This is a genomic window from Pseudomonas sp. F007 (assembly GCF_057814275.1).
Genome location: NZ_JBVATA010000001.1, coordinates 214,038 through 227,541, shown reverse-complemented (window position 1 = coordinate 227,541; position 13,504 = coordinate 214,038). Strand labels below are relative to the sequence as shown.

Below are 13,504 nucleotides of genomic sequence, written 5' to 3'. Positions count from 1 at the left end.
TGGCATTCACTTGAGCAACTCCTGGCAGAGCGGTTTGTCGTGGGTGACCCCGAGCAATTGGCAGATGGTGCCGCACAGCTCGGTCTGTTTCGGCGCGGCGACGGTGCTGAGGCTGAAGGCGTCGCCGATGACGAACAGCGGTACTTCGCGCTCTTCGTTCAGCAGGCCGTTGTGCGAGCGGTCGTTGTTCATGCCGTGGTCGGCAGTCACCAGCACTTGATAACCGGCGTCGAGCCAGTTTTGCAGGTAGTCGGCGAGGATCACGTCGGCGGTGCGCGCGCTGTTGCGGTATTGCGCGCTGTCCAGGCCCTGCTTGTGCCCGGCGTCGTCGATGTTCATCGGGTGGATCAGCAGGAAATGCGGCGCATGTTGCAGGCGCAGGTGCTCGGCGTCGGCGAACAGGTGGGAATCGGGGTAATGGTCGGACCAGTAAAAATGCCCGTACTGGATCGGCAATTCGGGGTTGGCGGTGTGCCGATCGCGGGACGCAAGGAACGGCGACTGGTTGTACAACTCGCTGACCCAGTGATAGGCCGCTGCCGCCGTGGTCAGGCCGGCATCGCGGGCGTAATGGTAAATGCTGCGCTGGTTGGACAGGCGCGAGACATTGTTGTGCACGATGCCGCTGTCGATCGGGGTGACACCGGTGAGGATGCATTCGTACAGGGGGCGCGACAGGGACGGCAACTCGCAGTGGAGTTTGTACAGTGCCGCCTTCCCGGCCTGCACGTAGGCCTGCAAATGCCCCATGGCATGCCGCGCGACCTCGTAGTTGAGGCCGTCGAGCACGACGAGGATAACGTTGTGTTTCATGGGTAGCTCCGCAACAACTACGCAATACCTGTAGGAGCGGGCTTGCCCGCGAAGGCGTCGGCATGAATGTACCGACCTCATCGCGGGCAAGCCGCAAGCGGGCGCCCGTTCCCACACATCAGGTAGGTTTCCATCAGCCCCGCAGTGGGGCCGACAGCCTTACTGCATATTGATGATCACTTCTTCCTGCCACTTCTGCGGCAGGGCCTTGGAGGTTTTTTCCCAGGCATCGGCGTCCTTGATCGGCGTGACCTTTTTGTACTGCTCGTTCGGCAGCAGCTTGGATTTCACGTCTTCCGGCAGGGTCAGGTGCTCGGCGCGGATCGGACGGGCGTTGCCTCGTGCCAGGTTGATCTGGCCGGCGTCGCTGAAGATGTATTCGCGGGTCAGCTTGGCTGCGTTAGGGTTTTTCGCATACTTGTTGATGATGGTGGTGTAGCCGGAAATCACCGAGCCGTCGGACGGGATCAGCACCACGTAGTCATCCGGGTTGGCCATCTTGGCCTTGTAGCTCAGGCCGTTGAAGTCCCAGACCACGCCGACTTCGACTTCACCCTTTTCCATGGTGGCGATCGTTGGGTTGGCCAGCGACAGGCGACCCTGCTTGGCGATATCGGCGAACAGCAACAAGGCCGGTTGCAGGTTCTTCTCGTCGCCACCATTGGCCAGTGCGGCCGCCAGTACGCCGTTGGCCGCCTGGGCCGCAGTGCTGACGTCACCGATGGAGACCTTGTACTTGCCGGTTTTCAGGTCAGCCCACTTGGTCGGTGCTTCGGATCCGTGCAGCAGCTTCTTGTTGACGATGAAGGCGATGGTGCCGGTGTAGGCCAGCGCCCAGTTGCCGTCCTTGTCCTTGGCCCAGTCCGGGACCTGCGCCCAGGTGCTCGGCTTGTAGGGTTGCACCACGCCTTGCTTGACCGCGATCGGGCCGAAGGCGGCGCCGACGTCGCCGATGTCGGCGCTGGCGTTGTCTTTCTCGGCGGCGAACTTGGCCACTTCCTGGGCCGAGCTCATGTCGGTGTCGATGTGCTTGAGTCCGTAGTTCTTGGCCAGGTCTGCCCAGGTGCCTTTCCAGTTGGCCCAGTCATCGGGCATGCCGACACTGTTGACCGCGCCTTCCGCACGCGCAGCGGCTTCGAGGGATTTCAGATCGGTGTCAGCGGCCATGGCGGCGGTGCACATGGCAATGGTCGTGCCTAACAGTGATGCCAGGAAAAGCTGTTTCATCGAAAGCTCCTTTGGGCGTCTTCAACGCTGCGTTTTTTTGAACGTTTGCGGTTGGGTTGGTCTAGGTCAGCAATACCTGAGCCAATTTAGGGGCGCTGGATGACACTTTCATGTCGGGCACCCGCGCCAGTGGCTTTTTTTCACTCCAGTGGGGTGGCTGCGAAGTAAGCGTAGACCATCGCGGCAGCGCCGGTTTGCCGGGACTTGGCCGCACAATTGCACTGTCGGGGGAAGTCCGTTCGGCGGCTTTGTCACCGATCGGTCATATGCAATGCCTAGGCTTGCACTAGGTTTGAAGTGGCACTTTTTCGTGCGTTACAGCCCTGAAACAGTGCTGGACTAGTCCAGAAAGGTAACCTTGATGCGTGAAGAGGCAACCAAGGCGGTGACAGCCATCGGCCAGATCCTGCTCGAGCAGATCGACCACGGCTTGCTGGCGCCGGCGAGCAAGCTACCGGCCGAGCGCAAACTCAGTGAGCTGTTCGGTACCACGCGGATCACCGTGCGTGAGGCGCTGTTGCAACTGGAAGCCCAGGGGCAGATTTATCGTGAGGAACGCCGCGGTTGGTTCGTGTCGCCGCCCCGACTGGCCTACAACCTGATGCAGCGCAGCCACTTTCACGCAATGGTCAGTGCCCAGGGCCGAGTGCCGTCCACCGAAGTCATCAGTGCGCGCTTGCAGCCAGCCTCGGCGGCGGTCTGTGCCTGGCTGCAGTTGCCGGCGTTATCCAGCGTGATCCAGATCTGTCGTTCGCGACGCATCGACGGGCGCCTGGTGCTCTACGTCGAGCACTATCTGAACCCGCAGTACTTCCCGGGGATTCTCGAATTCGATCTGAATCAGTCGATCACCGAACTGTATGCGCGGCATTACGATTTGCACTACGGACGGGTGCGCTTTGAAATTGTCCCGACCTCATTGCCGCTGGACGCAGCGGCGGCGTTGCGGGTGTCGGCGGGGAGCCCGGGGTTGCGGATTGCCCGGGTCAATTATGACCAGCATGAACGCTTGATCGACTGCGACCTGGAGTTCTGGCGCCACGATGCGATTCATGTCGGGGTCGAGGTGGTTTGAGCAGGCTTTCGACTACTCCTGCTCTTTGCCGCCGCCTACGTTCATTACTTGAATGCTCATCCGCGGTGTTGCCAGGTCCAGTCCGGCCTCATCGAGATGCCGCTTGAGCGACAGGTTGAACGCCCGCGACACCTCCCATTGCTTGATTGGCGCGGTCTTGAAGCGCGCCCGCAGTATCGCGCTGCCGGACTCGAAACTTTCCACGCCCTGGATTTCCAGGGGCGACCAGATGTTGCGGCGTTGCAGCGGATCGGTGCGGATTTTCTGCCCGACCTCGCGCATCAGTTTGATCGCGTCGTCGATTTCCATGTTGTAGGGCACCGCCACCCGGAAGATCGCGTAGCCGAATTCCCGCGAGTAGTTCTTGATGCTTTTGATTTCGCTGAACGGAATGGTGTGGACGATGCCGTCGATGTCGCGCAGGCGCACGGTGCGGATGGTCAGGCCTTCGACCGTGCCCAGGTGACCACCGACGTCGACATAGTCATCGATGGCCAGGGAGTCCTCGATGATGATGAACAGCCCGGTGATCAGGTCGGCCACCAATGACTGTGCGCCAAAACCGATGGCCAGGCCGATGACGCCGGCACCGGCCAGCAACGGGGTGACGTTCATGCCCATGTTGGCAAGGGCGACGATCAGCGCAATGATGAAAATCGCCACGAACAGCACGTTGCGGATCAGCGGCATCATGGTCTGCGCACGGGCATTGGCCAGGCCCTTGCGCGAGCGGGTCAGGGCCAGGTGCACGGCGGTATCGCTGAGGATCCACACCAGCCAGGCAAAAATCAGCGTACCGGCCAGGCCCAGGATCTTCACGCTGACGTCGTGGCCATCGCCTTCGGTGAAGCGGATCAGCGACAGGCCCCAGACGCGCAGGCCCAGCTCGATGAACGCCAGCCACACCAGCAGGTGGGCCAAGGTGTAGAAAAAACTCTTCAGCCGCTCCGAATACAGCGCGTGGCGCTTGGCCCCGCGTTGCGGCTTGAGGGCGTGACGGCGTACCAGGCCGTTGATCACCATGCACAACACCAGCAGCACGGTGCAGATCAACGATTGGCGCAGGGCGGTGCTGGTGTCCCCGGCGGAGACAAAGGTGGCGAACAGCGAGATGCCCACCAGCACCAGCGCCGGCAAGTACCAGAAGGTGCCAAGGATTTCGATGGTGTCGCTCAAGGCGCGACGGGTCAGGCGTCGCGACAGTGGCTGGTTGCGCACCAGGTGCGCGATGGGCCGGCGAAAACGCAGGATGAACAGGCCGGTGAACAGCGCCGCGAGGACATTGGCCACAGTGGCCGTCGCGTGGGCCAGGTGCGGGCCGAGGCCGGCCACCAGGCGCGGATCGTTCAGCGCCTCGCCGAAGGCGGCGAAGCTGCCGATCAGCCACAGTGGGTGGAAAGCCTGATGGCGCAGGATGTACAGCGCGCGGTGGCGGTGCGGGCCGTCGAGCAGGGAAAACGCGATCACGCAGATCGCCGAGAAGCAGGTGCCGACCACCAGCGCATAGGCCAGCACCATCGCCAGCGACTTGCCCAGTGACGAGGGCAGGGCGTAGCTCATATAGACGGTGATCACCAAGGCAATCAGCCAGGGCCCGAGCTTGCGCAGGGCAAAACGCAGCATGTCGAGGGCCTTGGGGTGTTGTGGCAGTTCTTCGGTCAGGCCGAAGCGCATGCGCACCCGGTGGCCCAGCCAGATCAACGCCGCAGCGAGCAGGCTCCAGAGCATCAGGACCACAGCGAAGCCGAAGATGATCGGCAGCCACTCGCTGGCCGGCAGCAGCAGGGCGTTGAATTCTTGCTGGGCCAGGTCGAGCTCGTCGGTCCAGCGGTTGATCGGACTGTCGGCACCGGAAAACTGTTTCTCAATCGTCGCCAGGGTGCCGCCGATCAGCCCCAATACACCTTCTTCGGTGGGCGTCTGGGCTTTTTTCGTGGCGTCGCGCAGCTTCTTCAGGTCGGCCAGCAGCTTGGCCCGTTGCTGGTCGTTCTCCAGCGACTTGATCACCTCGTCCAGCGATTGCCCCAAAGGCTCGGCGGCCTCCGGCTGGGCTTTGTTCGAGCTGCCCAGCAGGCTCGGCAGACCAACGGCCTGGGCCGGTGCCATGGGCAACAGCATCAGCAGGCAGAGCAACAAGGTGGAGGGCAGGGCCAGCAGACGAGCGAACACTAGGCGGTCAACCTCAAACAGGTACAGGTTGACCGAGTGTACGAGGGGGGCAGGACCAATGCGAGCGCAGTGGCGGCTTTTATTCGTTGAGCTTGGCGAGGATCTTGATAACCACGGTGGCGAGGATCACCAGCATGCCGATCCACATCGAGAACACACCGGCGTTCTTGTCGCGAAAGTTGAAGCCGATGGCCAGCAGGATCATGCCCGACAGAATGGGAATCAGCATGGAGGAGAACAGTGACATCGAGATCATGGCAACAGCCTTGGCAAGGGACGGGTTCGAGTGTAGGTGGGTTTGTGCTGGGTGAGCTGACGAATGTCAATGTAACGAGACTGCGCTCATATCACTGTAGGAGCTGGCTTGCCAGCGAAGAGGCCGGTACAGGCAACCTATTCATTGCCTGACACACCGTCATCGCGAGCAGGCTCGCTCCTACAAGGGATCATCAATATCAGGGCAATTCGCGCGACGCGTAGAACGCGCTCAGCACTTTCACCAGATGCACCAGGTCATGGCTGCCACACAGTTCCCGGATCGAGTGCATGGCGAAGGTCGGCAGGCCGATGTCGACGGTGCGCACCCCCAGATGGCTGGCGGTGATCGGGCCGATGGTCGAGCCGCAACCCATGTCGCTGCGCACCACGAAGCTCTGCACCGGCACTTCTTCGGCCATGCACAGGTGGCGGAAGAACCCCGCGGTTTCGCTGTTGGTGGCGTAGCGCTGGTTGCTGTTGACCTTGATCACCGGGCCGGCATTGAGTTTCGGGCCGTGGTTGGCGTCGTGCTTGTCGGCGTAGTTGGGGTGCACGCCGTGGGCGTTGTCGGCAGAAATCAGCAGCGATTTCTGGATCGTGCGCACGAACTCCTCGCCCTCGGGCAGCAGGCGACGCAGGGTCTGTTCGAGCATCGGGCCATCGGCACCGCAGGCCGAGCAGGAGCCAACTTCTTCGTGGTCGTTGGCGACGAAGACGCAGGTTTCCTCGGTGTCGGCGGTGAGCAAGGCTTGCAGACCGGCGTAGCACGACAGCAGGTTGTCCAGGCGCGCGCCGGCGATGAAGTCGCCGTGCAGGCCGATCACGGCCGCGCCCTGGGTGTCGTAGAAGCTCAGCTCGTAGTCCAGCACCACGTCGGCGTTGAGGCCGTGCTCCAGTGCCAGTTGATTGGTCAGCACGGCACGGAAGTCGACACGCTCGTCGCCGGCAAACTGCGCAAGGATCGGCGGCAGCTCGGTTTGCGCGTTGATCGCCCAGCCCTGGTTGGCCTCACGGTTGAGGTGAATCGCCAGGTTGGGAATGATCGCAATCGGCGCCTTGAAGTCGATCAGTTGGCTTTCGACCTTGCCGTCGCGGCGGAAGGTCACCCGGCCAGCCAGCGACAGGTCGCGGTCGAACCAGGGGGCGAGCAGCGCGCCGCCATAGACTTCGACGCCCAGTTGCCAGAAACCCTGGCGCTGCAATTCGGGTTGCGGCTTGACCCGCAGGCAAGGACTGTCGGTGTGGGCGCCGACCATGCGGATGCCGTCGTACAGCGGCGAGTTGCGGCCCAGCTTGATGGCCACGATCGAGGAATCATTGCGGGTGACGTAGTAGCGCCCGTTGGCTTCGGTGGTCCAGGGTTCGCGCTCATCAAGGCGCTGATAACCCGCCGCTTCCAGGCGCTGAACCAGGCTGGCAGTGGCATGAAAGGGGGTAGGGGAGGCCTTGAGGAAGTCGATCAGGCCTTGGTTCAACTCTTCGCGCATAAGTAGCTCCAGACAGCAGTGTCGCGAGTTTAACGTATTGCCCCGGCGCGTTGGGCAAGTGCTTGTGCGCCGGGATCAGTCGGCCAGGCGTTTGCGCAGGTATGCAATGATGGTTTGTTCGTCATTTGCCCGGGCAGGCTTGGGCAGCTGTTTGGGCCAGCGTCCCTTGTGGGCGCCGAAAAACTTCTGCTGTTTGCTTTCGTCCCAGCGCAGGATTTCCCGCGAGGCCGATTCCCACCACTCATGGCGGCACACTTCGTAGTAGGGATGCTCGGGCGCAGCGCTGCCGTACAACAAGGCGCGGCCGACTTTCTTCACGCTGGCGCTTTTATTGCGCAGCTTCCATTTGATCCGCAACCGCTGCCAGGGTGAGGGAATCGGCTTGCAACGCGGCACTTCGGTGCACAGCGCCGGCAATTGTGGGCGGAACTGTTCGCCATGCTGGGTAAAGAAATGCTTCTGCATGGCATGGAAAAAGTTCTTTTCGGCGAAGTAGTGATACACGAACTTCTTCGCTTCCTGCACCGGCTTGTCGCGCATGGCGAAGGAAATGGCTATCTGCTCGATGGTGTGGATATCGAACGAACCCTGGGTCCATTCGTCGATCAGCCGAATCGCTTCGGCCATCAGCGGCGAGTCGCCGGCGGTGACGCCGCACAGGCCGCTGTTGTACAGCTTGAAACTGTTCTGTGGGCCGATGCCGTGGGCCTGCAGGTGTTCACCCAGCTTGACGTAGTCCGGGCGTGCGCAAACGCTGCTCCAGTCGTACTCGAAGCGATCCATCACGTACTGCCCGGGGGCGATTTTTTCGAACAGCCGCAGCGGGTTTTCCAGGAACAGGGTGTCGGTGTCGACGAACAGGGTCTTCTGCGCCAGTGTCAGGCCCTGGGCAATGGCGCAGGCCTTGCGCCGGTGGACATAGCCGTGGTCGCCCTGCCAATCCTTGAGGGTCTGCTCGTCGAGGGCAATGGTGTCCACCGGCCAGCCGGCGTAGTCCTGTGGCCGATCGGTCATGATCCGGATGCACAGCGTCTCGCCGCGCTTGAGCTGGGCGAGGGCGGTGAGGATGCTGAACTTGGCTTCGCGGCGGTAGACGTCCTTGTCACCATAGATGAGATAGAGCAACTGTTGCGTTGCGATCTCAAGGTGCATCGACGCAGGGGAGGTAATAGGCGTCATGGGGCCAGGCGTCCTTCTGGTTTCAACAGGGTGCTTGGGGGTGTTGAATGCGCTTAAAACGGTGCCGGGCACTCGAAGCGCAGGCGCTCGCCACTTTGCGGGTGGGTAAAGCTCAGCATGCTGGCATGCAGACATAGCCGAGGATACGCCGCCAATGCTTGCGGGTGGGCGTACAGCCCGTCGCCGAGCAGTGGGTGGCCGATGGACAGCATGTGCACGCGCAATTGATGAGAGCGCCCGGTGATCGGCGTCAGCTCGACGCGGCACCAGTCGCCACAACGCTCCAGGACACGCCAGAAGGTCAGGGCATGCTTGCCGAATTCGTGATCCACCACGTGCCGTGGCTTGGTTGGCGGGTCGTAGCGCAGCGGCAGGTCGATGCTGCCACTGTCCAGCGCCGGTTGGCCCCAGCACAACGCCGTGTAGGCTTTTTCGGTTTCACGGTCGTGAAACTGTCGAGACAGCTCGCGATGGGTGTCCGGGTCACGGGCCAGCAGGATGATGCCCGAGGTTTCCCAGTCCAGGCGATGAACAATCCGCGCTTCCGGGTAGCCGTTTTCCTGCAGACGGGTAATCAGGCAGTCCTTGTTGTCATCGGCACGGCCCGGCACGGAGAGCAGCAGGGTTGGCTTGTTCACCACCAGGACGGCGGCATCCTGATGGAGGATGTGGATATTCGACAGCGGCATTAAAACAGCCTCATAACAAACGTGTGGGAGCGGGCTTGCCCGCGAAGGGCCGGCACAGCCAACATCAACGTTGAGTGTGCCGAAATCTTCGCGGGCAAGCCCGCTCCCACATTGGACCAGCAGGTGTTCTAACTGCCGTGGTTCCCGACGGATCGACTCAGCGATCCGGCAGGGTGATGTTGAGTTCCAGAATCGAGCAGCTGCCCTGGTTTTCCAGTGCCACATGTACGTCATCGGAGCCGATGTTGACGTACTTGCGGATCACTTCGACCAGTTCCTTCTGCAAGGCTGGCAGGTAGTCCGGGGTGCTGCGTTGGCCGCGTTCGTGCGCCACGATGATCTGTAGACGCTCTTTCGCTACCGACGCGGTGCTTTGCTTTTTGTTGGCACGAAAGAAGTCAAAAAGGTTCATTGTTTAGTTGCCTCCAAACAGGCGCTCGAAGAATCCCTTCTTCTGTACATCGAGGAATCGATGATCCACGGTCTTGCCCAGCAGGCGGTCTACGGTGTCGCTGTAGGCCTGGCCGGCATCGCTCAGGTCGTCGAGAATCACGGGAACACCCTGGTTGGAGGCCTTGAGCACCGCCTGGGATTCCGGGATCACGCCGAGCAGGGTCACCGAGAGGATTTCCTTGACGTCTTCAACACCGAGCATTTCGCCTTTGCTTACGCGCTCTGGATGGTAGCGGGTGATCAGCAGGTGTTCCTTGATCGGGTCTTCGCCACGTTCGGCGCGACGCGACTTGCTGGCCAGCAGGCCAAGCATGCGGTCGGAGTCACGGACCGAGGAGACTTCCGGGTTGGTCACGACGATCGCTTCGTCAGCGAAGTACATGGCCAGGTGGGCACCTTTTTCGATACCGGCCGGGGAATCGCAGACCACGAAATCAAAATCTTCCTTGAGCTGCATCAGGACTTTTTCCACGCCTTCGGTGGTCAGCGCGTCTTTGTCGCGGGTCTGGCTGGCGGCCAGCACGTACAGGTTCTCAAGGCGCTTGTCCTTGATCAGGGCCTGCTGCAGGTTGGCTTCGCCGTTGACCACGTTGACGAAGTCATACACCACGCGGCGCTCGCAACCCATGATCAGGTCGAGGTTACGCAGGCCCACGTCGAAGTCGACGATGACAGTTTTGTGACCGCGCATTGCGAGGCCGGTACCGATAGCGGCGCTGGTGGTGGTCTTACCCACACCACCCTTGCCGGATGTAACCACGAGAATCTTGGCCAAGGTGTTTCACCCCTAAGGAAAAAGGACTTTTAGCCCCGAAAAACATCTCTTGAAACGACTGCAGTCGGACAGCCTTGGCTGGAATCAGGCCTGGGGCAGGGTTTACCGCTGGTAAACACCGCGTTCTGCCATTTTCCTACTTCGTTTGAGCCGTTTTCACTACGTTTTAGAGATGCTTGGAAAATGCGGCAGTATCCGTTAAAGCCGAATGATGTTCAACACGTCGCCCGACAGGCTGACTTGTACCCCAGCCCCCCAAAGCGGGTCGCGGCGCAGATCTTCGGAAACCTTGTAATGACCGGCGATGGACAGCAGTTCAGCGCTCATCTGCTGACAGAAAATCCGTGCCTTGCCATCGCCTTTGACCCCGGCCAGCGCTCGACCGCGCATCGGGCCGTATACATGGATGTTGCCATCGGCGAGAAGTTCCGCGCCCGGGCTTACCGAGGAAACCACTACCAAATCGCCACCTTGGGCGTAAATCTGCTGACCACCGCGCACCGGCGAGGTGATGATGCGGGTCGGCTTGATCGTCGGCTCGGGTGGTTTTTCCGGTTTTTTCGGCGCAGCGGGTTCCGGCAGGTCGAGGGTGCGCTCGCGAGCGCCGGACGGCGGCAGCACCGGCAGGTCGACGGCGATCGCCGCGGCAATGTCTTCAATGCGGCTGGCGCGGATCGCCAACGTGCGCAGGCCATGGTGGCGGCACACACGCATCAGTGCCGGCAAATCGACCGTGCCTTCGTGGGCCGGCAGTTTGTCCAGGGCCAGCACCAGCGGCGCGTTGCTGAAGAAATTGGGTGCCAGAGCAACCTTCGCAGCCAGTTGCCGGTCGAGGGTTTCCAGGTCGTTGCGGGCCAGCTCCAGCACGGTAATGGCGAGCATGCTGCCCTTCAACTGGAACACGGGATCTTGGTCTAGCGGTTCGGTTTGGCTCATGGTTGGCATACAACGGCTTGTCGCTAAAAGTGCCGAGACTTATAACGAGAACGCCCGCAGCCCGCAAGCCGGGTCGAACCGTTGTAGAATGCGCGACCTTGTTGTCCGTCCGGAATCGTTAATGGATCGCCCGCAATTTCGAGCTGCATTTCTTTCGCCACGTTTCTGGCCGCTATGGTGCGGTCTAGGGCTGCTATGGCTGGTTGTCCAGTTGCCGTATTCGTGGCTGCTGTGGATTGGTCGCCTGCTGGGTGCGGGCATGTATCGGGTCGCCAGCGAGCGTCGCCGTATTGCCAAGCGCAACCTTGAGCTGTGTTTTCCGGAGAAAACTCCCGACGAACGCAAGCGTTTGTTGAAGGAAAACTTCGCCTCCACCGGCATCGCCTTCTTCGAAATGGCCATGAGCTGGTGGTGGCCCCGTGAGCGCCTGGCGCGCCTGGCCCATGTCGAAGGGCTGGAGCATCTGAAGCAGGCCCAGCGTGAAGGCAAGGGCGTGATTCTGATGGCCCTGCACTTCACCACCCTGGAAGTCGGCGCGGCATTGCTCGGCCAGCAGCACACCATCGACGGCATGTACCGCGAGCACAAGAACCCGTTGTTCGATTTCATCCAGCGTCGTGGCCGCGAGCGCCACAACCTCGACTCCCTGGCGATCGAACGCGAAGACGTGCGCGGCATGTTCAAGCTGCTGCGCGCGGGCCGGGCGATCTGGTATGCACCGGACCAGGACTACGGCGCCAAGCAGAGTATCTTTGTGCCGTTGTTCGGGATCATGGCGGCGACAGTTCCGGCTACCAGCAAATTTGCCAAGCTGGGCAAGGCCCTGGTGGTGCCGTTCACCCAAGAGCGCCTGGCCGATGGCAGTGGCTATCGCCTGGTGATTCATCCACCGTTCGACAATTTCCCGGGGGAAAGCGACGAGGCTGACTGCATCCGCATCAACCAATGGATCGAAAGTGCGGTGCGTGGCTGCCCCGAGCAATACCTGTGGGCCCACCGACGCTTCAAGAGCCGGCCACCGGGTGAGCCGAAGTTGTATGCCAAGCGTGGTTGAGGACTGATTCCTCGCCGACCATTCCCCCTGTAGGAGCGAGCTTGCTCGCGAAAAACGCCCAGACAACGCGTTAATTCTGGATTAGCGCGGTGCCCCTGCATTCTTCGCGAGCAGGCTCGCTCCTACAGGAGGCGAGGGGGCGCCGAAAAAACCACCCAGCACCAAGGAGCGTTGTGCATGAGTCCAGGCGAACCGGTTACAGGCTTGATTCTTTCCGGCGGCGGGGCTCGAGCGGCTTATCAGGTGGGGGTGCTGGCGGCCATCGCCGAACTGCTGCCGGCAGGCGCAAGTAATCCGTTCCCGGTGATCGTCGGCACCTCCGCCGGGGCGGTCAATGCAGTGAGCCTGGCCAGCGGTGCCCTGGATTTCGGCACCGCGGTCCAGCGCCTGACCGAGTTCTGGCAGGGCTTTCGCAGCCATCAGGTGCTGCGCAGCGACTGGCCCGGGGTGATTCGCCAGGCCAGCCGCTTCGTCAGCCACAGTCTGCTGGGGATCGGCGCCAAGGTCCCGGTGGCGCTACTCGACAGCTCACCGTTGCGCCATTTGCTGGAGCACAAGCTCGACCTGCGCGGCATCGACCAGGCCATCGCGCAACAACAACTGCACGCCGTCGCCGTCACCGCCTTTGGCTACGAGTCCGGTCAAGCCGTGACCTTCTATCAGGGCGGGCGCAGCATTGATGCCTGGTTGCGCCACCGGCGAATCGGCGTACCGACCCCACTCAAGGTCGAGCACCTGCTCGCCAGCTCGGCAATTCCCCTGCTGTTTGCCCCGGTGAAAATCGGCAACGAGTATTTCGGTGATGGCGCGGTACGCCAGTCGGCGCCAATCAGCCCGGCCCTGCACCTGGGCGCGAGCCGGGTGCTGGTGGTGGGGGTCAGCGGCAACCCGCGCGGCGTCGACCCGCAGAACCCCCTCCAGCGCGCCTACACCGGCCAACAGCCATCGCTGGCGCAGATTGGCGGGCACATGCTCAACAGTACGTTCATCGACAGCCTCGAGAGTGATATCGAGTTGCTGCAGCGTTTGAATCAGTTCAGCCATTTGCTGCCGAACGCTGACCAGGCTGCTCGCCTGGGGGCGGCACCGGTGGACGTGCTGGTCATTGCGCCCAGCCAGCCAATCGACGAAATCGCCGCTCGCCATCGTCAGGAACTGCCCGCGGCATTGCGCCTGTTTCTGCGCGGACCGGGCGCGACCAGGACCAGCGGCGCAGGGGTGTTGAGTTACCTGCTGTTCGAGGCGGGATATTGCAGTGAACTGATCGAACTGGGTCGGCGCGATGCCTTGGCCAAGCGCGAGCAATTGTGCCGCTTCCTGGGTCTCACAGAGTCGGCCATCCCGGCCTGAAAGACCATCGAAGCATATTGCGCAGTATTTTTCCCCGGG

The 13,504-nt window shown here is 61.7% G+C and carries 13 protein-coding genes; 3 read left to right on the top strand and 10 right to left on the bottom strand.

Features of this window, described 5'->3' with window-relative positions; genetic code table 11:
* Positions 1-6 precede the first annotated feature (6 nt).
* Both ACZYR5_RS01130 and ACZYR5_RS01125 read right to left on the bottom strand, forming a co-directional pair.
* On the bottom strand, positions 7-813 hold the full coding sequence (locus ACZYR5_RS01130) for an alkaline phosphatase family protein (protein ID WP_489088271.1): 807 nt from the start codon (positions 811-813) through the stop codon (positions 7-9).
* Between the two features lie 159 nt (positions 814-972).
* Positions 973-2,040, bottom strand: a complete 1,068-nt coding sequence (locus tag ACZYR5_RS01125) for an ABC transporter substrate-binding protein (protein WP_489088272.1) — start codon at positions 2,038-2,040, stop codon at positions 973-975.
* 361 nt (positions 2,041-2,401) lie between these two features.
* Between ACZYR5_RS01125 and ACZYR5_RS01120 the strand changes: the two genes are divergently transcribed.
* Positions 2,402-3,115: a UTRA domain-containing protein gene (locus ACZYR5_RS01120; protein ID WP_489088273.1), complete on the top strand. Its 714-nt coding sequence runs from the start codon at positions 2,402-2,404 to the stop codon at positions 3,113-3,115.
* A gap of 12 nt (positions 3,116-3,127) precedes the next feature.
* Here ACZYR5_RS01120 and ACZYR5_RS01115 read toward each other — a convergent pair whose 3' ends face one another.
* The 8 genes from ACZYR5_RS01115 to minC all read right to left on the bottom strand — a co-directional run bounded on the left by ACZYR5_RS01115 (position 3,128) and on the right by minC (position 11,061).
* Positions 3,128-5,284: a mechanosensitive ion channel domain-containing protein gene (locus ACZYR5_RS01115; protein WP_489088274.1), complete on the bottom strand. Its 2,157-nt coding sequence runs from the start codon at positions 5,282-5,284 to the stop codon at positions 3,128-3,130.
* A gap of 79 nt (positions 5,285-5,363) precedes the next feature.
* The gene (locus ACZYR5_RS01110; RefSeq protein ID WP_177327264.1) at positions 5,364-5,540 is read right to left on the bottom strand and encodes a hypothetical protein; all 177 of its coding nucleotides are present in this window, start codon (positions 5,538-5,540) and stop codon (positions 5,364-5,366) included.
* Positions 5,541-5,739: 199 nt separating this feature from the next.
* Complete coding sequence (locus ACZYR5_RS01105) at positions 5,740-7,029, bottom strand: M18 family aminopeptidase (protein WP_027620021.1); 1,290 nt, start codon at positions 7,027-7,029, stop codon at positions 5,740-5,742.
* Between the two features lie 75 nt (positions 7,030-7,104).
* Positions 7,105-8,208, bottom strand: coding sequence for a hypothetical protein (locus ACZYR5_RS01100; protein WP_489088275.1), 1,104 nt, complete (start codon positions 8,206-8,208; stop codon positions 7,105-7,107).
* A 53-nt stretch (positions 8,209-8,261) separates the two neighbouring features.
* Positions 8,262-8,897 (bottom strand): RluA family pseudouridine synthase, encoded by a 636-nt coding sequence (locus ACZYR5_RS01095; protein WP_489088276.1) that lies wholly within the window; start codon positions 8,895-8,897, stop codon positions 8,262-8,264.
* Between the two features lie 157 nt (positions 8,898-9,054).
* Positions 9,055-9,309, bottom strand: a complete 255-nt coding sequence (gene minE / locus ACZYR5_RS01090) for a cell division topological specificity factor MinE (protein ID WP_027620024.1) — start codon at positions 9,307-9,309, stop codon at positions 9,055-9,057.
* A gap of 3 nt (positions 9,310-9,312) precedes the next feature.
* Complete coding sequence (gene minD / locus ACZYR5_RS01085) at positions 9,313-10,125, bottom strand: septum site-determining protein MinD (RefSeq protein WP_489088277.1); 813 nt, start codon at positions 10,123-10,125, stop codon at positions 9,313-9,315.
* 198 nt (positions 10,126-10,323) lie between these two features.
* Positions 10,324-11,061 (bottom strand): septum site-determining protein MinC, encoded by a 738-nt coding sequence (gene minC / locus ACZYR5_RS01080; protein WP_489088278.1) that lies wholly within the window; start codon positions 11,059-11,061, stop codon positions 10,324-10,326.
* Positions 11,062-11,182: 121 nt separating this feature from the next.
* Between minC and ACZYR5_RS01075 the strand changes: the two genes are divergently transcribed.
* Positions 11,183-12,115, top strand: coding sequence for a lipid A biosynthesis lauroyl acyltransferase (locus ACZYR5_RS01075; RefSeq protein WP_489088279.1), 933 nt, complete (start codon positions 11,183-11,185; stop codon positions 12,113-12,115).
* Between the two features lie 177 nt (positions 12,116-12,292).
* Complete coding sequence (locus tag ACZYR5_RS01070) at positions 12,293-13,465, top strand: patatin-like phospholipase family protein (RefSeq protein ID WP_489088280.1); 1,173 nt, start codon at positions 12,293-12,295, stop codon at positions 13,463-13,465.
* Positions 13,466-13,504: the final 39 nt, after the last annotated feature.